Raw genomic sequence first — 19,202 nt, 5'->3', positions numbered from 1 at the left:
AGGGAGCCACCATGAACCAGAAACCGATGCCGCCGAGCGAACGTACCCGCGTGCGGCGCGTTGCCGATCGCGGCCGCTACGATCGCGCCATCCTTCATGCGATCCTCGATGACGCCTATCTTTGTCACGTGGCTTTCGCGGACGATCGGGGCACCCATTGCATTCCCACCGCGTGCTGGCGCGAAGCGGAGCACCTCTACATCCATGGCTCGAATGGCAGCCGCATGCTGAAGCTGGCGGCCACGGGCAGCCAGGTCTGCGTGTGCGTGACCCATCTGGATGGGCTGGTGATGGCGCGCTCGGCATTTCATCACTCGATGAACTATCGCTCGGCGGTGATCTACGGCAGCTTCGAAGTGGTTGACGGCGCCGCCAAGGCAGCGGCCATGGACGCCTTCCTGGAGCGCATCGCGCCGGGCCGCTCGGCGCAGGCCAGGCCGGGTGACGTCAATGAGCTGGCGGCGACCACGGTGTTGCGGATCGGTCTGGACGAGGCGGCAGCCAAGATTCGCAGCGGAGGTCCCAAGGATGACGAGTCAGATCTTGCGCTGCCAGTGTGGGCCGGCGTGTTGCCGATGGCTTTGCAGGGGTTGCAGCCGGTGCCGGACGGCGTGCAGGGGAGTCTGCCGGAGTATGTGGCGCGTTGGGGAGATCTCACTGCAACTGCCTGACGTCGAAGGCAGTTTCATCCTCTGCGGGGGGGGGGGGAGGGGCGACCTGCCTTCTTGTCTTGCCAGGAAGGGAAGCGAAGAAGGCGCCCCGCGCGGCCAAGCACACCCTCACCGCTCGCTTCGCATCGCGTGAAGGGGCCCGCCGGCGGGCAGCCCATGGATGTGGGGCGCTTTGTTGCGTTGTGCTTTTACCGGGCCGGCTTGGCGTTGTCCACGGAGAACGGGGACAGCAGGCGCACCATCTGTGCGAAGGCCTTGGGGTTGCCGGCCAGGACTTCGCCTTGTTCGAGCTGGCGCGCTTCGCCCGAATAGTTGCCCACCAGGCCGCCCGCTTCGGTCACCAGCAGCATGCCGGCGGCCATGTCCCAGGGATGCAGGCCTTGTTCGAAGAAGCCATCGGTGCGGCCGCAGGCCACGTAGGCGAGATCGAGCGCGGCCGAGCCCGGGCGGCGCAAGCCGGCGCAGCTCTGCGTCATCAGCGCGAACAGTTCCATGTACTGGTCCAGGCCTTCCATGTCGCGGTAGGGAAAGCCGGTGCCGATCAGGCAGTCGGCCAGCTTGTCGCGGCGCGATACGCGGATGCGGCGGTTGTTCAGGAACGCGCCCGCGCCTTTGCTGGCGGTGAAGAGTTCGTCACGCGAAGGGTCGTAGATCACCGCTTGCGCCGGCACGCCCTTGTGCAGCTGGGCGATGGAAACCGCGTACTGGGGGAAGCCGTGGATAAAGTTGGTGGTGCCGTCGAGCGGGTCGATCATCCAGACGTATTCGCTGGTGGGTTCGCCCTCGCCCCAGGACGGGCCGGACTCTTCCGCTAGAATGGCGTGATCCGGGTAGGCCGTGCGGATGATCTCGATGATCGCGGCCTCGGCGGCGCGGTCGACTTCGGTGACGAAATCGTTGTGCTGCTTGCGGGAGACCTGAACCCGGTCGACGTCCATCGACGCGCGGTTGATGACGGAACCTGCCTTGCGGGCCGCCTTGACGGCGATATTTAGCATCGGATGCATGAATCTCTCCAGGCCGGCCAAGGGTGCGCGCCTGGCGCAAAAGGCCGGCGCGCCGCCCCCCGGGGCGGCTGACAACACAACGGATTGTAGAAGAACGGGCGCGTCGCCATCGCATAAAAACGGGCGGCGCACCGAAGATGAAGCCTGAATTGTATATGAACCCGCAGAACCAGACGAGCGCGGCCGCCAACGGCGCCCCCGCCGCAGCCGCCGATCCCCAGACCGGCCCGGCCCCTATTCCGCCCCCGGGTGCTTCTCCCGGCACCGGCCCGGATGCGGCCGGCGGCGTCCCCGCCGCGTTTGCCGCGGTGCGCTTCGTGCTGGTGGAAACCAGTCATCCGGGCAATGTCGGTGCGGTTGCGCGGGCCATGAAGACCATGGGCTTTGGCGCCGCGCCGGGCAGCCTGGTGCTGGTTTCGCCACGCGAGCCGGCGGTGCGCGAGCACCCGGATGCCATTGCCATGGCCAGTGGCGCCGACGATGTGCTGGCCGGCGCGGTGATCGTAGAGAGCATCGAGGTCGCGCTGGCCGGCACCGCTTACGCGGTGGCGCTCACCGCCCGCCAGCGCGAGTTCGGGCCGCCGCGGCTGCTCCCGCGCGACGCGGTGGCGCAGGCCGGTGCCCGTATCGCCGCCCAGCATGCCGCCGCCCCGGCCGCCGCCGGCGCCCACATTGCCTTCGTGTTCGGCAATGAGCGCTTCGGCCTGCCCAACGAAGTGGTGGATCGCTGCTCGGCGGTGACCCATATTCCCGCCAATCCGGCCTATACCTCGCTCAATCTGGCCCAGGCCGTGCAACTGGTGGCCTACGAGATGCGGCTGGCGCTGCTGGAGGTGAGGGCTACGCCGCTCGCCGAGATCGGCTATGCTGGCGAACCGGCCACGGCCGAGCAGATCGAGGCCATGTTCGGCCATCTGCAGGCCGGCCTGGAAGCGATTGGTTTTCTCGATCCGGCCAGCCCCAAGAAGCTGATGCCGCGCTTGCGCCGGCTGCTCGCGCGCACCGGGCTGGAGCGAGAGGAAGTCAATATCCTGCGGGGCATTGCCAAGCACATGCTGATGGCCACGCAAGGCGCCGGCGCACGGGCGCCAGTGAAACAGGAGAAGTAAGCAAGTGGCGGAGATTCCGGCCTACTACATGCGCGGCGGCACCAGCAAAGGCGTGTTCTTGCTGGCAGACGACCTGCCGACCGACCCGGCCGAGCGCGATGCCGTGCTGCTGCGCGTGATCGGCTCGCCCGACCCGTATGGCACGCATGCCGACGGCATGGGCGGCGCCACTTGCAGCACCAGCAAGGTTGCGCTGCTGCGTCCCTCGCAGCGCCCGGACTGCGACGTCGATTGCCTGTTCGGCGCGGTGGCCATCGGCGAGCGGCGGATCGACTGGTCCGGCCATGGCGGAGACCTGTCGGCGGCGGTGGGCCCGTTCGCGATCTGGCGGGGCTTTGTCCCGGCGCGCGACAGCATCACCACGGTCCGCATCTGGCAGCAGGGCATTGGCCAGGTGTTCCACGCCCACGTGCCTTGCCGCAATGGCCATCCGTTCGAGGACGGTGATTTCCGCGAAGACGGGGTGCCGTTTCCCGCAGCCGAAATCGTGCTCGATTACCTTGAGCCGGCCACCGCGCAGTTGCCGTTGTGTCCCACCGGCAACGTGGTGGACACGCTCGATGTGCCAGGCATGGGCCGCATCGAGGCGACGCTGGTGACGGCCGGCACTCCCACCGTGTTCGTGCGCGCTGCCGACCTGGGACTGGATGGCACAGAACGGCCCGAACGGATCGACTCGGACACCGGGCTGCTGACCGGGCTCGAGGCTATCCGCGCGAAGGGCGCGGTGGCCATGGGACTGGCGCCGGATGCGCAAACCGCCACGCGCGAGCGTCCCACCACGCCCAGGATCGCATGGGTGGCACCGCCCGCAGGCTATCGCGCCAGCACCGGGGCTTCGCTGGCCGCGGCCCATATCGATGTGTTGCGCCGCAGCGCCGACCCTGCCTTTACCGGGGCCGACGCGATCGCGCTGGCGGCGGCTGCCAACCTGCCGGACTCGGTGGTGCATCGGGCCGCCGTGCGCAGCGGCAGCCAGACCCGCATCGGCCATGCGTCGGGCGTCCTTGCCGTGGGCGCCGTCACGGCAAGGCGCGATGGGGCCTGGGTGATGGAGCGCGCCGTGATGAGCCACAGCGCTCGCCGCCTGATGACTGGCCTGGTCCACGTGCCCGAGCGATGTTGATGGCGGCCGCCGTCCACCTCCACGCACCGCGGCCGATACCGCGGTACGGCAAAGGCGGACCGCGTCATCGCAATCCATGTCCATGGCGGCAGCAGGGTAGCAAATCTCTTACACTCCCTGATCCCGTTCCCACCGGCCAATGACCATGCCGGCGACGCGCGTCAGTCCTGCTGACCCAGGACGCGCGGCGCACGGCGTGGCAACACGACACGACCAAGATGTTCTCTCGTCTGAAGGAAGATATCGACGCCATCATGCGGCGCGATCCCGCCGCGCGCAGCCGTCTGGAGGTGCTGACCTGCTACCCCGGCTTTCATGCCGTGATGTTTCACCGCTTCGCCCATGCTTGCTGGAACGCGGGGTTTCACTGGCTCGGCCGGTGGATTTCCCACTGGGCCCGTTTTTTCACCGGGATCGAGATACACCCCGGCGCCAAGGTAGGGCGCCGCGTGTTCATCGATCACGGCATGGGCGTGGTGGTAGGCGAGACCGCCGAGATCGGCGACGACTGCACCATTTACCAGGGCGTGACCCTGGGCGGCACATCGCTCTACAAGGGCGTGAAGCGCCATCCCACGCTGGGCGCCAATGTGGTGGTGAGTGCCGGCGCCAAGGTGCTTGGCGGTTACACCATCGGCGACGGCGCGCGCATCGGCTCCAATGCCGTGGTGCTCAAGCCGGTGCCGCCGGGCGCCACCGCGGTTGGTATCCCGGCGCGCATCATCCTGCCGGATGCACCCACCGGGCAGCAGGGTGCCAAGCAGGAGTTCTCCGCTTACGGCATCACGCCGAACGCGGACGATCCGGTGTCGCTGGCGCTCAAGAGCCTGATCGACAATGCGGCCCAGCAGCACGAGCGCCTCGAGACGGTGATGGCTGCGCTGGACCGGCTCGGCGAGCACCTTGAGAACACGCCGAACGACCGCTTCGACGCGAGTGAGTTGCGCAAGCTGATGAAGTAGGGAGGCCGGGGCCGCCTGGGGGACGCCGGCCCCGGCGTCAGTCCACTTGCGGCAGTACGTGGAAGCCGTCCGCGTCGAGTTGCAGCACGGCGGCGCGTGGCCGCTTGCCGTCGAGGTCCCAGTCGGTCAACACCCAGCGCACGCCCTCCGGACTTTCATGGCGGGCGGGGCGGTGCGTGTGGCCATGCACCAGAACCGGTGCATGGCTGTCGCGCAACAGCGCCGCCACGGCTTGCGGCGTGGTGTCGCCGTAGTCGGGCGGGGCATCGCGGCGCGCCTGGTCGGCGCGGCCCGCCTCGCTATCGGCGCGCAGCCGCCGCGCCACGCGCAGGCGCAGCGTCAGCGGCAGCGACAGGAATGCGCGCTGGACCCACCGTTTGCGGGTCCAGCGGCGGAATTTCATGTAGCGTTCATCGTCGGTGCACAGCATGTCGCCGTGGCTGAGCACCACGCGCTGGTCGGCGCATTCGATCACGGTCGGATCGGGCAGCAAGGCGGCGCCGGCGGCGCGCGCAAAGCGCTGTCCCAGCAGGAAGTCGCGGTTGCCATGCATCAGGTACACCTGGACGCCTCGGCTGGCGAGCTGGCGAAGCATGGCGGCCACTTGCGCCGCAAAGGGGCTGTCGGCTTCCTCGTCGCCTACCCAGAATTCGAAGAAATCACCCAGGATAAACAGCGCGCGCGAGCCTTGCGCCGCGCGTTCGAGCACGCGCTCGAAGGACGCCAGCGTGCGCGGCATCTCCGCCGTGAGATGCAGGTCGGAAATGAACCACGCCGGCGCTGGCACCGCAAGGGCGCCGGCAGCCGGCGTGGATTGGGTCACAGTCATGCGCTTGGAGAGAGAGTCTGGCCTGACTTCGTGCCGCGACCCCGCCAAGGCGCGCGGTAGAGCGTGTCCTGGCGGGGGGCAGTGACTTATTCAACCACCACGGCCTTTTCGATGATCACGTCTTCGAGCGGCACGTCCTGGTGGAAGCCGGCGCTGCCGGTGCGCACGCCCTTGATCGTCTCGACCACGTCGGTACCGTCGATCACCTTGCCGAACACGGCGTAGCCGAAGCCCTGGGGGGTCGGCGAGGTGAAGTTGAGGAAGTCATTGTCGACCGCGTTGATGAAGAACTGCGCGGTGGCCGAATGCGGTGCGTTGGTACGCGCCATGGCAACCGTGTAGCGATCGTTCTTGAGGCCGTTGCCGGCTTCGTTCTCGATCGGGGCATCGGTGGCCTTTTGCTTCATGCCGGGTTCGAAACCGCCGCCCTGGATCATGAAGTTCTTGATCACACGGTGGAAGATGGTGTTGTCGTAGTGGCCCTTGCGCACATAGGACAGGAAGTTTTCAACCGACTTGGGCGCCTTTTCGGCGTCGAGTTCGATGGTGATGACACCTTGGCTGGTGTGGAGTTCTACCTTGGACATTTGCTTTCCTTTGTACGGTGGTACGGTGTTATTTGACGACAGAGGCCGACTCGATCACGATCGGCGTGGCCGGGACATTACGCATCGGGCCATACGAGGTGGTGGGCGTGTTCTTCATCTTTTCGACGGTATCCATGCCTTCCACCACCTTGCCGAACACAGCGTAGCCGTTACCGTCCGGCTGCGGATAGTCGAGACTGGAATTATCCACCACATTGATGAAGAACTGGGCGGTGGCCGAGTTGGGATCGCTGGTGCGTGCCATGGCGACCGTGCCAGCCTTGTTCTTCAACCCGTTCTGGGCCTCCAGCGGAATCGGCGCGCGCGTGGGCTTCTGCTTCATGTCGCGGTCGAAGCCACCGCCTTGCACCATGAAACCGTTGATGACGCGATGGAAGATGGTGCCGCTATAGAAGCCGCTCTTGACGTATTCCATGAAGTTCGCGACCGTCTTGGGCGCGGCGTCCGGATAGACCTCCAGCGTGAACTTGCCGGCGCTGGTGACGAATTGCACCCGCTCGGCTTTCTGCTGCTGTGCCTGCGAGGCCAGGGGCGAGAGCGCCAGGGCACCGGCGACCATGCCGGCAAGGACGAGGCGACGCGAAAAGATCATGCTTGACTCCGTGGATCTGGAAAACGATAAGACCGGGGCCTGGCTGCGGCCCCGCCTGCCGGGCAAGGCATTACCGGGCGGGTGCGGCCGCCGGCTCGCTGGCCGCGGCGCTTGCCTTGCGCGTGGTGCCCGCGGGAGGCTGGATGGCCGCCGCGGGTTGCGATAGCTTGAGGCCCGAGGCCGCAGCCGCGTCCTTGGGATTGCGGCGGAGTGCTTCCCGGTAGGCATTCTCGGCCAGGCGGCGGTAGACATCGCCCAGATTGGTGTAGCCCACCGCGAAATCGGGTTTGGCATCGAGAGCGAGCAGCAGTTCCGCCTCGGCGCGCTTGAGATCCCCGCGCTTGGCGTACAGCAGGGCCAGGTTGTTGTGCGGCTCGGGCAGTTCCGGGAAATCCTGTGCCATGGAAGACAACGCCGCGATGGCCTCGTCCTCGCGTCCGGCCTGGGCCAGGGCCCAGGCACGCTCGAAGCGCGCCTGCGCATTGCGCGGGTTGGTGGCCAGCACGCGGTCGAAGCGATCGATGGCCTCGCCATATTTCTTCTGCGCCGCCGCCTTCTCCGCCTCGGCCATGCCCGGATCGGCAGAGCGCACGCCGCCGGGCGGGACGGCCGGCACGGCAAGCGATACGGGCCCGGCCTGCGCGCGCACGGGGCCCGCCATGACAAGCATGCCTGCCAGGCTGGCCGCCAGGGTTAACGAGGCGGCCGCAATGCGCCGGCGCAGGGGCGGGGATGAAGCGGTTGCTATGGTGGGCAGGAACAGGCTCATGTATGGCGGTCCGTTATACTCCGCGGCATTCTAGCAAAAGCCCGGCCATGCCGGCCCGGGTATCGGGGCGTTCCCTTTGCCACGCGGGCTTGCCGTGGTGCGCCGCAAGGCGGGCGCGGGGCCACCCTGGTCGGTCGCTTCCGGTAAGATATGGGTCGCGCCTGGTTTTGCGCAGGCGCAAGTTGCCGGTCTCGCGAAGGCGCGACAATGGCGCATCTGGTGTCTTGCAAGTGCTGTCCCGCCGTATCGTTGCAGTGTTGTCCCGCTGTGCCGTTGTCCCTCTCGTCCCGCATCGTTGCGCGAGGATTGCCCGCAGTCGGTTATGGGCAACTTCGGGGCAACGCGGGGGCGGCCCCTGGCAGCCCCGGGGGCAGGGCAGCAGAATGCGGGCGGCCGGTTCAGTTCCAGCCAGTGCCAGTTTGTGCCCGGTCATGCCGCCGGCAGGATTCCTCATCCTTTCACCTCGTTTCATGCATCCTCTGAATATCTACAACACGCTCGCGCGTGAAAAACAGCCTTTCGTGCCAATCGAACCCGGCCGTGTACGCATGTATGTCTGCGGCATGACGGTGTACGACTATTGTCACGTTGGCCATGCGCGCGTGATGGTGGTATTCGACATGGTGCAGCGCTGGCTGCGCACGGCCGGCTACCAGGTGACCTACGTGCAGAACATCACCGACATCGATGACAAGATCATTCGCCGCGCCGCGGAGAATGGCGAGACCATCGGCGCGCTGACCGACCGCTTCATCCGCTACATGCACGAGGATGCCGACGCGCTGGGCATCCAGCGCCCGGACCATGAGCCGCGCGCGACCGACTACGTGCCGCAGATGCTCGATATCATCGGCAAGCTGGAGGCCCGCGGCCTGGCTTATCAGGCCAGCGATGGCGATGTGAACTATGCGGTGCGCAAATTCCCCAATTACGGGCGCTTGTCGGGCAAATCGCTGGAAGACCTGCGCGCCGGCGAGCGCGTGGCCACCAACGAAGCCAAGCACGATCCGCTCGACTTTGTGCTGTGGAAGCCCGCCAAGGAAAGCGAGCCCGCCGAAAGCAAGTGGGACTCGAAATGGGGCGCCGGCCGTCCGGGCTGGCACATCGAATGCTCGGCCATGAGCTGCGCGCTGCTGGGCGAGCATTTCGATATCCACGGCGGCGGCGCCGACCTGCAGTTCCCGCACCACGAGAACGAGATCGCGCAGTCCGAAGGGGCCAGCGGCAAGACCTTCGTCAACTTGTGGATGCACAACGGCTTCGTGCGAATCAATGACGAGAAGATGTCGAAATCGCTCGGCAACTTCTTCACCATCCGCGACGTACTCAAGGAGTACGACGCCGAGGTGGTGCGCTTCTTCATCTTGCGCGCGCATTACCGCAGCCCGCTGCACTACAGCAATGACCACCTGGAGGACGCTCGTCATTCCCTGACGCGCCTTTACACGGCACTCAAGGACGTGCAGCCCGATGATCAGCCCCTGGACTGGGAAGAGGCGCATGCGCGGCGTTTTATCGACGCGATGGGCGACGACTTCAACACGCCGATCGCCATGGCCGTGCTGTTCGACCTCGCCGGTGAAGTCAATCGCACCGGCTCGCGGGCGATGGCGCGCCAGCTCAAGGGCCTGGGTGCCACGCTGGGCTTGCTGGAGCGCGGCGCGCACGCGTTCCTGCAAGGCGGCAAGACAGCCGATGGCCTGCAGCCGGAGCAGATCGAAACCCTGATCGGTGCGCGCAAGCAAGCCAAGGCGGAGCGCAACTTCGCCGAAGCCGACCGCATCCGTGCCGAACTGCTGGCCGGCGGCGTGATCCTTGAAGACAAGCCGGGCGGTGCCACCGAGTGGAGGCGCGCTTGAACGCTGCCGTGCGCAAGACGGCGACGCCTGCGGCGCCGTCCAAGACTGCTGCGGCCAGCAAGGCCAGGCCTGCGGCGAAGCCGCCGGTGCCGCTCAAGTCGCCCAAGGCAAGCACGGTGGCGAAGGCCGCCAAGCCGCTGAAGAGCGGTGTCAAGGTGGCCAGCAAGGCCCCGGTCAAATCGTCCGGGCCGGTGGTCCGGGCGGACGGCAAGGCGGTGCTGAAGACCGCGGCACGCACGCCCAGGGCGCCCGTGCTGCCGGAAGCCGCGGCAATCCCCCTGCCGGTCGAGACGGTGGTGGGCGCGGTGCGTCCCGCCTACTGGGACGAGGCCTGCGCCGACCTGATGAAGCGCGACCGCATCCTGCGCAAGATGATCCCCACCTACGGTCCGGCGCACCTGATCTCGCGCGGCGATCCCTTTATCACGCTGGCCCGCTCCGTCGTTGGGCAGCAGATCTCGGTGAAGGCCGCGCAAACGGTGTGGGAGCGTCTGGCGGCACTCTGTCCCAAGCTCACGCCGGCACAGATGCTAAAGGCCGGGCACGACAACCTGGCCGCTTGCGGCCTGTCGCGCCGCAAGGCTGAGTACATCGTCGACCTTGCCGAGCATTTCAAGGCGGGACGCGTGCATGTCGACAGCTGGACGGAGATGGACGACGAAGCCGTCATCGCCGAATTGACGCAGATCCGCGGCATCGGCCGCTGGACCGCCGAAATGTTCCTGATGTTCAACCTGATGCGGCCCAATGTACTGCCGCTTGACGACGTCGGCCTGATCAACGCCATTTCGGCGAACTATTTCAGCGGCGAACCCGTTACCCGCAGCGAAGCGCGCGAGGTGGCGGCCAATTGGGAGCCGTGGCGAACCGTCGCCACCTGGTACATGTGGCGCAGTCTTGACCCTCTGCCGGTGACGTATTAGCCTGACAGGCAGCAGAAAGACAGCAGAATTTGCATGGAAGTGCGCGAGGCTGCATCCGCAGACTTGCGGTTTAGTGGGTGAATTCCGGTAGAATGCGCCCCTTCACAGACAGGTACGCGAGTCTCATGAAAACCACCTTCCTGGATTTTGAGCAGCCAATTGCCGAACTCGAGGCAAAGATCGAAGAACTGCGGTTTGTGCAGGACGATTCGGCTGTCGATATCTCCGAAGAGATTTCGCGGCTGGCCGGCAAGAGCCAGCAGCTTACCAAGGACATCTACGCCAACCTGACCCCATGGCAGGTGGCACAGATCGCCCGGCATCCGCAACGTCCGTACACGCTGGACTATGTGCGGGAGATCTTCACCGACTTCCACGAACTGCACGGCGACCGCAGCTTTGCCGACGATCTCTCCATCGTGGGCGGCCTGGCCCGCTTCAACGGGCAGGCGTGCATGGTGATCGGTCACCAGAAGGGGCGCGACACCAAAGAGCGCGCGATGCGCAACTTTGGCATGCCCAAGCCCGAGGGCTACCGCAAGGCCAAGCGCCTGATGGAGCTGGCCGACAAGTTCGGCCTGCCGATCTTCACCTTCGTTGACACGCCGGGTGCATTCCCCGGCATCGACGCGGAAGAGCGTGGCCAGTCCGAAGCCATCGGTCACAATCTCTACGTGATGGCCGGCCTCAAGGTGCCCCTGATCGCCACCATCATCGGCGAAGGCGGCTCCGGCGGCGCGCTGGCGATTGCCGTGGGTGACGTGGTGCAGATGCTGCAGTTTGCCACCTACGCCGTGATCTCGCCGGAAGGCTGCGCTTCCATCCTGTGGAAGACCGCCGAGAAGGCACCCGAAGCTGCCGAAGCCCTCGGCCTGACCGCGCACCGCCTCAAGGCGCTTAGCCTGATCGACAAGATCGTCAGCGAGCCGCTGGGCGGCGCGCACCGCGACGTCAAGGGCATGGCCGCCATGCTCAAGCGTTCGCTGGCGGATTCGCTGCGCCAGTTCCAGGGCATGAGCGTGAAGGAGTTGCAGGCGCGTCGCAACGAGCGTCTGCTGTCCTATGGCAAGTTCAAGGAAACCGGCGCACCGGGCTGACCCGTCCGCCGGCTTGACCGACAAGGTCGCACAGGCACTTCAGGCCGGTGCGGCCTTTGTTGTTTCTGGCCATGGCGCACGGGCAGGCACGGTGGCGGTGGCGCTCTCCGGCGGACGCGATTCGGTAGCGCTGCTGCACGCGTTGCGTGCGGCGGTGGCGTCGTCGTCGCTGCCGCTGCGCGTGGTGGGGCTGCATGTGCACCACGGGCTGCAGGCGCAGGCCGACGAGTGGGACGTTTTCTGCGCGTCGCTGTGCCGCGACTGGCAACTGCCGTTCTACAGCCGCCGCGTCACGGTGAGCCAGCAGCACGGCGAAGGGCTCGAGGCGGCCGCGCGCCGCGCGCGCTACGCAGCGCTGGAGGCCATGTGCGATGAGGCCGGGGCGGAACTGCTGCTGTTCGCGCATCACCTGGATGACCAGGTCGAGACCGTGTTGTTGCGCCTGTTTCGCGGCAGCGGGCTGGCCGGGCTGGGCGGCATGCCGCGCCTGCGCCGGCTCGGGCCGCGGCAGCAGATTGTGCTGCTGCGGCCCTGGCTTGACGTGGCGCGTGACGACATCGATGCCTACTGTGCCGCCCATGCGCTCGCATGGATCGACGATCCCTCCAACGACGACCCCCGTTTCGCCCGCAACGCGCTGAGAGGGCAGATGCCCGCGCTGGTCGCGGCGTTTCCCGCCTTGCGCGCCAACGTGGCACAGGCCGCCGCCCACCTGGCGCAGGCCGGCGAATTGCTGGATGGGCTCGCCATGCAGCTGATGGCCGGGCTGGTGCGCCCGCCGCGCGATGCCGGCACCATCGCGGAACTCGATCTCGCGGGCCTGCGCGCGCTTTCGTCCGCGCAGGCCGACACTGTGCTGCGCCTGTGGTTGCGCGACCTCGGCACGCAGGCCCCTTCCACCGCGCGCTTGTCCGCCATGCGCGCGCAATTGATCGAGCACGAAGGCGGGGAGCCAGCCATCCATCACGAGGCGCTGGTGCTGCATCGTTTCCAGGGGCGCGTGCTGGCCCGGAACGCCGGGCCAGCGATCGCTTCGGGCGATCTCGCGCTAGCCTGGCAGGGCGAGGCAAGCCTGGCGGTGCCGGCCTGGCATGGCGAACTGCGCTTTACGCGCGACGACACCTATGGCTTGCCCGAAGCCGCGTTGCGGCAGCCCCTGCGGCTCGCGGCACGGCAGGGCGGCGAACGCATCGTGCTGCGCCCGGGCGGCCCGGCGCGCGCACTCAAGCAGGCCTATCAGGAGGCCGGCGTGCCGATGGCGCGGCGCGCGCGGCTCCCCCTGCTGTGGGCGGGTGGTCAACTCGTGTTCGCGGCCGGGCTGGGCATGCACCGGCGCTGGCCGGCTGCACCCGCATCGCCACGCTGGCGCATCGAATGGGTGGAGTGGACGAGGGCGTAACCGCGCCCTGAACAGGCGGTGCAAGCGGACGCCAGATCGCATCGATACCGCGCGCAAAATAGGCGCGCGAGCCGTGCGCGCCACTTCCGCCGGGCGCGTGTCATCATGCGATGCCTTGCTTCACGCCGCCTCTTCGTGTATTTTCAGAGGTTTTGCACAATCGCTGGCGTCGACAAATAGATGGCTCTCATCGTTCACAAATACGGCGGCACTTCGATGGGTTCTCCGGAACGCATCAAGAATGTCGCCAAGCGCGTTGCCAAATGGCATCGTGCTGGTCACCGCGTAGTCGTGGTGCCTTCGGCCATGTCCGGCGAAACCAATCGCCTGCTTGGTCTTGCCAAGGAAATTTCGGCGCAGCCGAGCCCGCGTGAGCTGGATATGCTGGCCGCGACCGGCGAGCAGGCCAGTTCGGCCTTGCTGGCCATCGCGCTGCAAGGCGAGGGCGTCGGCGCGATCAGCTACACCGGCTGGCAAGTGCCGGTGAAGACCGACTCGTCCCACACCAAGGCCCGCATCGAATCGATCGACGACGAGCGCATCCTGGCCGATCTCGACGCCGGGCGCGTGGTCGTCATCACGGGTTTCCAGGGCATCGATGGGTACGGCAATATCACCACGCTCGGCCGTGGTGGTTCGGATACCTCGGCAGTGGCCATCGCCGCCGCCATCGAGGCTGACGAATGCCTGATCTACACCGACGTGGACGGCGTCTACACCACCGATCCGCGCGTGGTCGAGGACGCCCGCCGCCTGGACCAGATCACCTTCGAGGAAATGCTGGAAATGGCCAGCCTGGGTTCCAAGGTGCTGCAGATCCGTTCGGTGGAGTTCGCCGGCAAGTACCGCGTGAAGACCCGCGTGCTGTCGTCGCTGACCGACCCCCTGATGCCCCTCGAGCAAGAAATGCACTCGGGCACGCTGATCACTTTTGAGGAAGAGTCTGAAATGGAAGCAGCCGTCATCTCCGGCATTGCCTTTGCCCGTGACGAGGCGAAGATCACCGTCCTGGGCGTGCCCGACAAGCCCGGCATCGCGTACCAGATCCTGGGCCCCGTGGCCGACGCCAACATCGACGTCGACATGATCATCCAGAACCAGTCCGTCGACGGCAAGACCGACTTCACCTTCACCGTGCCGCGCGGCGAATACCAGCGCGCGCTGGCTATCCTGAACGATGGCGTGAAGGCGCATATCGGCGCTGCCAGCGTCTCCGGCGACCCCAAGGTGTCGAAGGTCTCGGTGGTCGGCGTGGGCATGCGCTCGCACGTTGGCATCGCCAGCAAGATGTTCCGCACGCTGTCGGAAGAAGGCATCAACATCCAGATGATCTCCACTTCGGAAATCAAGATCTCGGTGCTGATCGACGAGAAGTACATGGAGCTCGCGGTGCGCGCGCTGCATAAGGTGTTCGAGCTGGATCAGGCGTGATTCATGTTGGACAGGCCGCGTGCGGCTTGTCCAACCGCAGGTCCAACTATCGGTTCTGAGATTTTTTTGAATTAGTTATCGAATCATCGTTGACCAATTGAAATCTGACCGATAGAATACGCGCTTCGTTGTGTGGCCTCCCTCACACAACGGCAGGTTTGGGAGACGTGGCCGAGAGGTCGAAGGCACTCCCCTGCTAAGGGAGCATCCGGGCCAAAACCTGGATCGAGGGTTCGAATCCCTCCGTCTCCGCCAGCAATGGCGGCAGAACCCCGGAAGATCGCGGTCTTCCGGGGTTTTGTTTTTTGTGGCCCCGATTTCACTGCTGTCCCCGCGTGTGTACCTGACACAGACAGAGCGGGAACCAGCATGTACCTCACCCCGCCGAGACGGCATCTGCTACCTGCGCAAGCGCGTGCCGATGGACCTCGTTGCCGTCCATGGCAAGCGAGAGATTCTGCGCAGCCTCAGCGTCAGATCCTCGCCGCGATCGCGCAGTGCCGGGGCACCGAGCCGGTCAAGTATCGGGTTCCCCGGCTGGGACGGTTCACGGGCGCACGTTGAATAGGTTGTGCCAGCCTCGCGCGTTCGACATCGTCGTTCCTGACAGCATCTGCGGTCTCCTGCTGGCCGATCGGATCTCGCCGTTCGTTGCAACGAACGCGCTGAGCGTGTGCGGCACGCCGACATGCCCAGGTCCGTCCGGACCTACTTCGTCGCCCGTTCGCGTAGCAGCAGCGTCTGGATCGCGATGCCGATCGTCCCCATCTCGTCATAGAGGCGTGACATCGTGACACCAGTTCCGCTGCCATGCACCTCTGTACCGGACAAAAGCCCGATCCATTCCCCGACGGGCTCACGATGCAGATGCAGGCTAAGGTCAGCATTGGCGAACAGATAGCGACTCGCCGGAAGCACCCAGCTCAGCCCATTGCCGAAATCGGACGCGGCGGCAGCACGCATGGCGGGAGATGTCGGCGCTCCCTGCACGATCGGCACCGTGAGCCTGAACCAGGCAGCGCTGGGGCCGGCTTGCGAAGGGTCGCCTTGTGCGACGCGTGTCTCCATGGCCGATTGATAGAAGGACGTTCCGTCGGGCAAGCCTGGGATGCGCACGCTGTCATTGCAGTTTGCCGGCAACGGTTCAAGCCGCGTGGGCGACCAGCCGGCAGGCAGGTCACCAGGCAGCGTCAATTGCGCGCCACGCAGCATCAGGGCATGTCCGCGGGCAACCAGAAGGTCTCCGGCAAGCAGGTCGATAGTGATACGCGATGTGGCTCGCGACGACTGGAGGTTACATCTCGTTGTCAGCGGGGTAATCGGAACTGGCTTGATCAGTTCGACACTCAAGCGCGCGAGGCGCCAGCCAGGCTCCGTAACTGCGCTTTCGGCCGCATGCGCCAACAACGCGCATGGCGCCCCGCCGTGCTGGAAACGCGCGTCCCATGGACCGCGTGAGAGCTCTGTCGGCAACCATGTATCGCCTTGTCGTTCGTAGACAGCCGATGAACTGTCACTGAATGCCGGGATCGCTTGCGTCATGGTGTGCTCCAAATCGAATCGTGGGCGGCCGTGGCTGCCCAGTTGTAAATTGGATGGCCCGGCGCACGCCGAGGCCGGTCTTTTCGTAGAGAATCCTGGCGCCGTTTCCCGTCTTGAAGGCTATCAAGGGCGGGGAGATCATTCAGCGTGCAAAGTCGTTCCGCGTGAGTTGGTAGTCGCCATTAGCGAGCCGGAGGCACGATCAGGAGCGTTGAAGTTCCGTGTGCCAGGACGCGGCCATCGGTGGCCAGGACCCGCGCCTCGGAGGTGACGATTTGGCGCCCCTGGCTGACAACCTTCGCTTCGGCGCGAACACGGCCGGTATCTGGCCTGATCGGCCGCGAGAAGTTGCCCTTGGTTTCGACGGTGGTGTAGCTGGTCCCCGCAGGCAGCAAGGAATGGGCAGCGCAGGCGGCCACACTGTCGATCAGGGTCAGCGCCCAGCCGCCATGCACCGTGCCCATCGGATTCAGCAAGTGCGGCGCGGGTTCGCCCTCGAAAGCAGCAAAGCCGTCGCCGACTTCAACGAGCCAGAAGTCCAGCGCCTGCGAGATCGGCGCCTGCGGCAGTTGGCCGTCAATGATTGCCTGAAGCAACACTCTGCCACTCATTCCGGCGATGTCTTCCAGGTCGGCCACGCCAAAGCGATAGTTTTTCATGTCTCTGTTTGTTATTGAAATTATATGTAGATGCAATAAATGCAGATGCATATAATAGAAACATGAACAGGAAAACACAAGCACCAAGAACATTGCGCGCGGACGCCGCCGATGCGCTGGAGTCGGATCTTGGCTGGCTCTCGCGCTTGGTGGCGCGGCGCATTACTAGCAAGCTGGATGCAGCATTGCTGCCATCTGGCTTGTCCAATACCCAATTTGGGCTGATGTGCCTGATCGCATCCGCGCCGGATGACACGCTGGGGGCGCTTGCGCTGCACGCCGGACTGAATCAATCCACCATGTCCCGAAACGTGGATCAACTCGCCGGGGCCGGCTTGGTGGAAGTCGTGAGCGCAGAGAGTGACCGCCGGCGACGCGCAGTCTGGCTGACCGAGGAGGGGGCTTTTCGCCTCCAGCGGGCCCTTGCGTTTTGGTCGCCGGCGAACCGCGAACTGTCTGCGAGTCTGGGGCCGGACCTGCTTGGCCTGCTCGGCAAGGCGGCAGACAAGCTAGGCGACTAGGTCGCGCTGGCAAGATGGGGGCGCACAGGCGATCGCCGAAGCCGGCGATCGCCTGATCGAGCAGATATTCCTCCGGGCGGCCACAAGATAGCGGCTCAAGTAAAGCGGTCGCTCAGCACCTGTGCCGTCAGTTCCCGGCCTTTCCAGAACATGTGATGGATGCGCTCGGCGTACTTGTGCAGCGTATCCGGGTCAATGTCATCGAAGGTCATTACCACGGATGGCCGCGTCCCATCGCCAGGCACCTGCTCTATGACATCGCAGGGTGGTAGACCGTACTTTTCGAGAAGCGCGCGGACTTCGTCGTCAGCGGTGCCGGGTTCGATATTCGTCAGCAGTAGACGTGACATGATTACCTCTTGCTTCGATACAACGGGCAATGTCCACTATGTGCCGTTGGCTGGGTTAGCCTGATATCTGGCAACTGCCAAATCCAGGGTGATGAACATCCGGTCACGGCCGAGCGTCTCTCCCAGCGGGGAGCGTCGAACCATCGCCAGCACGTCGGGATTCATGCCGACCAGCCAGAGCAGGACACCGTCTTCCTCACGCAGTTCTTTCTCCGCATCGATCAGCATATGGAGCGCGGTGTACTCGAGGTCCGAAACGCCTGCCAGGTCCAGGGCCAAAATCTTCGGCCTGACCTTGGCAACCAGAGGCCTCAACTTATGCCCGATGCGCCGCGCATTCGCAAAGTAGACTCTTCCTTCCGGCCTCAGCATCAGCAAGCCGGGGATGGCCTCGTCTTGCGGATGTTCATCCGACCGCGGGCGGATCACATTGGTGTCGGGCTTGCGGACGAGCACGTAGACGGGTGGGTCTGATGTCTGGTACGCCAGGGCTAGCAGCGACACGATGATGGCGATGACGATCCCCTGCAGCGTGCCAAGAGCAACAACGCCGGCCATCGCAATCAGCGCCCAACTGAACTCGGTGCGCCGTATGCTCAGAATCGCGCGAAATTCGGCGGGCTTGATCAGGGTCACGGAGTACACGATGACCACTGCGGCCAGTGTGGCCTCCGGCATCAGTCCCACTACTGGTGCGAGCACCAGCATGGTCCCGAGCGACGCCAGGGCGGTCACCAGTCCGGCCAGTTGCGAGCGTGCGCCAGAAATGCGGTTGACGGCGGTTTGCGTGGTGCCCCCGCCGGCTGCCATGGCACCGAGGAAGGCGCCGCCCAGGTTTGCGAGTCCCGTGGCCAGCAGTTCGCGATTTGCCGCTGGCGGCGGCTCCCCGCTTTGCGCGAATGCGCGCCCGGCGGCAATGCTCTCGGTAAAACTCATCAGCGCGACGCCAAGCGCCCCAGGCCATAGCCGCTGCATCATATCCACATCGGGCAGGGTCACGGGCGGAAGGCCGGTCGGGACTTTGCCGACGATGGCCACGCCGTAGTCCGGGAGGTTCAGCAGCGTCACGCCGGCGATGCCTGCGGCCACGGCAATCAAAGGCGCGGGCAAGCGCGGCAGCCAATGCTCCATGGACAACAGGATGCCGACCATGGCGATACCCACAGCCGCAGTCGCCAACGACGCGTGCGGAATGCCTTGCGCGATGGCCAGGAGATTATGGAAGATCGATCCCTTCTGAATATGCATGCCGAGCAGCTTCGGAATCTGGTCCACCATGATGACGAGGCCGATCCCCGCCTTGAAGCCAACGAGCACGGGTTCGGAGATGAAGTCGGCGACAAAGCCCAGGCGGAGCAGCCAGGCGGCGAGGAGCATGGCGCCGACCAGGAACGTTAGCGTTGCCGAAGCCGTGATCAGGGTTGCCGGGTCGGGGTGCGGGCCCAGGCTGCCGAATGCCGCCGCAACCAGGATCGCGAGCGTTGTCGTCGTGCTGACGCTGAGCGTGCGCGAACTGCCGAGCAGGGCGTAGATCAGCATGGGCGCGAAGGCGGTATAGAGCCCCACCTGAACGGGCAGGCCGGCAATGGTGGCATAGGCGAGCGCCTTGGGGATGACTACCGCCGCAACCGTGAGTCCGGCAATCATGTCCGGTGCAACCCACTCCTTCCGATAGCCTTGCAGCGACCAGCGCATATGGCTGACGTGGATGTCGCGGCGCCCGTCTGGCGCTTCCTGCTGCATGGCTG

19 protein-coding genes and 1 tRNA gene are annotated in these 19,202 nt (G+C 65.5%); 11 read left to right on the top strand and 9 right to left on the bottom strand.

Annotated features, from left to right (window positions below; translation table 11 throughout):
• The first annotated feature begins 11 nt into the window (after nt 1–11).
• A complete protein-coding gene (locus AC1DS6_RS16955) occupies nt 12–671 on the top strand; it encodes a pyridoxamine 5'-phosphate oxidase family protein (RefSeq protein WP_441630075.1) in 660 nt (219 codons plus the stop codon).
• Nucleotides 672–859: 188 nt separating this feature from the next.
• On the opposite strand, the gene AC1DS6_RS16950 is transcribed toward AC1DS6_RS16955, so the two are convergent.
• On the bottom strand, nt 860–1,678 hold the full coding sequence (locus AC1DS6_RS16950; protein WP_045238028.1) for an inositol monophosphatase family protein: 819 nt from the start codon (nt 1,676–1,678) through the stop codon (nt 860–862).
• Nucleotides 1,679–1,815: 137 nt separating this feature from the next.
• Between AC1DS6_RS16950 and AC1DS6_RS16945 the strand changes: the two genes are divergently transcribed.
• From AC1DS6_RS16945 to cysE, 3 genes are all read left to right on the top strand, one after another.
• Complete coding sequence (locus tag AC1DS6_RS16945; protein WP_441630078.1) at nt 1,816–2,787, top strand: RNA methyltransferase; 972 nt, start codon at nt 1,816–1,818, stop codon at nt 2,785–2,787.
• Between the two features lie 4 nt (nt 2,788–2,791).
• Nucleotides 2,792–3,913 (top strand): PrpF domain-containing protein, encoded by a 1,122-nt coding sequence (locus AC1DS6_RS16940; RefSeq protein ID WP_441630080.1) that lies wholly within the window; start codon nt 2,792–2,794, stop codon nt 3,911–3,913.
• Between the two features lie 218 nt (nt 3,914–4,131).
• The gene (cysE, locus tag AC1DS6_RS16935; RefSeq protein WP_045238026.1) at nt 4,132–4,875 is read left to right on the top strand and encodes a serine O-acetyltransferase; all 744 of its coding nucleotides are present in this window, start codon (nt 4,132–4,134) and stop codon (nt 4,873–4,875) included.
• A 37-nt stretch (nt 4,876–4,912) separates the two neighbouring features.
• Here the strand turns inward: cysE and AC1DS6_RS16930 are convergent, their stop codons facing one another.
• From AC1DS6_RS16930 to AC1DS6_RS16915, 4 genes are all read right to left on the bottom strand, one after another.
• On the bottom strand, nt 4,913–5,704 hold the full coding sequence (locus AC1DS6_RS16930) for a UDP-2,3-diacylglucosamine diphosphatase (protein WP_477102781.1): 792 nt from the start codon (nt 5,702–5,704) through the stop codon (nt 4,913–4,915).
• 86 nt (nt 5,705–5,790) lie between these two features.
• Nucleotides 5,791–6,291: a peptidylprolyl isomerase gene (locus tag AC1DS6_RS16925; RefSeq protein WP_428177898.1), complete on the bottom strand. Its 501-nt coding sequence runs from the start codon at nt 6,289–6,291 to the stop codon at nt 5,791–5,793.
• 28 nt (nt 6,292–6,319) lie between these two features.
• Nucleotides 6,320–6,904 carry a peptidylprolyl isomerase gene (locus tag AC1DS6_RS16920; RefSeq protein WP_045238023.1) on the bottom strand — a complete coding sequence of 195 codons (585 nt, stop codon included), beginning with the start codon at nt 6,902–6,904 and terminating at the stop codon, nt 6,320–6,322.
• 70 nt (nt 6,905–6,974) lie between these two features.
• Complete coding sequence (locus tag AC1DS6_RS16915; RefSeq protein ID WP_441636820.1) at nt 6,975–7,673, bottom strand: tetratricopeptide repeat protein; 699 nt, start codon at nt 7,671–7,673, stop codon at nt 6,975–6,977.
• Between the two features lie 470 nt (nt 7,674–8,143).
• Between AC1DS6_RS16915 and cysS the strand changes: the two genes are divergently transcribed.
• From cysS to AC1DS6_RS16885, 6 genes are all read left to right on the top strand, one after another.
• Nucleotides 8,144–9,532 (top strand): cysteine--tRNA ligase, encoded by a 1,389-nt coding sequence (cysS, locus tag AC1DS6_RS16910; protein ID WP_477102780.1) that lies wholly within the window; start codon nt 8,144–8,146, stop codon nt 9,530–9,532.
• On the top strand, nt 9,529–10,455 hold the full coding sequence (locus AC1DS6_RS16905) for a DNA-3-methyladenine glycosylase family protein (RefSeq protein WP_441636824.1): 927 nt from the start codon (nt 9,529–9,531) through the stop codon (nt 10,453–10,455). Before cysS ends, AC1DS6_RS16905 begins: the two co-directional genes overlap by 4 nt.
• 125 nt (nt 10,456–10,580) lie before the next feature.
• Nucleotides 10,581–11,552, top strand: coding sequence for an acetyl-CoA carboxylase carboxyltransferase subunit alpha (locus tag AC1DS6_RS16900; protein WP_183030977.1), 972 nt, complete (start codon nt 10,581–10,583; stop codon nt 11,550–11,552).
• Nucleotides 11,518–12,951, top strand: a complete 1,434-nt coding sequence (gene tilS, locus AC1DS6_RS16895) for a tRNA lysidine(34) synthetase TilS (protein WP_441636828.1) — start codon at nt 11,518–11,520, stop codon at nt 12,949–12,951. Before AC1DS6_RS16900 ends, tilS begins: the two co-directional genes overlap by 35 nt.
• Before the next feature lie 180 nt (nt 12,952–13,131).
• On the top strand, nt 13,132–14,382 hold the full coding sequence (locus AC1DS6_RS16890; protein WP_477102779.1) for an aspartate kinase: 1,251 nt from the start codon (nt 13,132–13,134) through the stop codon (nt 14,380–14,382).
• A gap of 161 nt (nt 14,383–14,543) precedes the next feature.
• A tRNA-Ser gene (locus AC1DS6_RS16885) sits at nt 14,544–14,637 on the top strand.
• Between the two features lie 453 nt (nt 14,638–15,090).
• Here the strand turns inward: AC1DS6_RS16885 and AC1DS6_RS16880 are convergent.
• Complete coding sequence (locus tag AC1DS6_RS16880; RefSeq protein ID WP_441636832.1) at nt 15,091–15,924, bottom strand: thioesterase family protein; 834 nt, start codon at nt 15,922–15,924, stop codon at nt 15,091–15,093.
• Between the two features lie 182 nt (nt 15,925–16,106).
• Nucleotides 16,107–16,583, bottom strand: a complete 477-nt coding sequence (locus AC1DS6_RS16875; RefSeq protein ID WP_441636834.1) for a PaaI family thioesterase — start codon at nt 16,581–16,583, stop codon at nt 16,107–16,109.
• Nucleotides 16,584–16,675: 92 nt separating this feature from the next.
• On the opposite strand from AC1DS6_RS16875, the gene AC1DS6_RS16870 reads away from it, so the two are divergent.
• A complete protein-coding gene (locus AC1DS6_RS16870) occupies nt 16,676–17,104 on the top strand; it encodes a MarR family winged helix-turn-helix transcriptional regulator (RefSeq protein ID WP_477102778.1) in 429 nt (142 codons plus the stop codon).
• A gap of 95 nt (nt 17,105–17,199) precedes the next feature.
• On the opposite strand, the gene AC1DS6_RS16865 is transcribed toward AC1DS6_RS16870, so the two are convergent.
• Together AC1DS6_RS16865 and AC1DS6_RS16860 are read right to left on the bottom strand one after the other, a co-directional pair.
• Entirely contained in the window at nt 17,200–17,454 is a 255-nt protein-coding gene (locus AC1DS6_RS16865; protein ID WP_477102777.1) for an RNA-binding protein, read from the bottom strand.
• Nucleotides 17,455–17,490: 36 nt separating this feature from the next.
• Nucleotides 17,491–19,197 carry a SulP family inorganic anion transporter gene (locus tag AC1DS6_RS16860; protein WP_441627407.1) on the bottom strand — a complete coding sequence of 569 codons (1,707 nt, stop codon included), beginning with the start codon at nt 19,195–19,197 and terminating at the stop codon, nt 17,491–17,493.
• Nucleotides 19,198–19,202: the final 5 nt, after the last annotated feature.

The sequence above is a fragment of the Cupriavidus sp. 05L310 genome (assembly GCF_056398185.1).
Note: the sequence above shows the minus strand (reverse complement) of the source record. Positions and strands in the feature narration are given on the sequence as shown.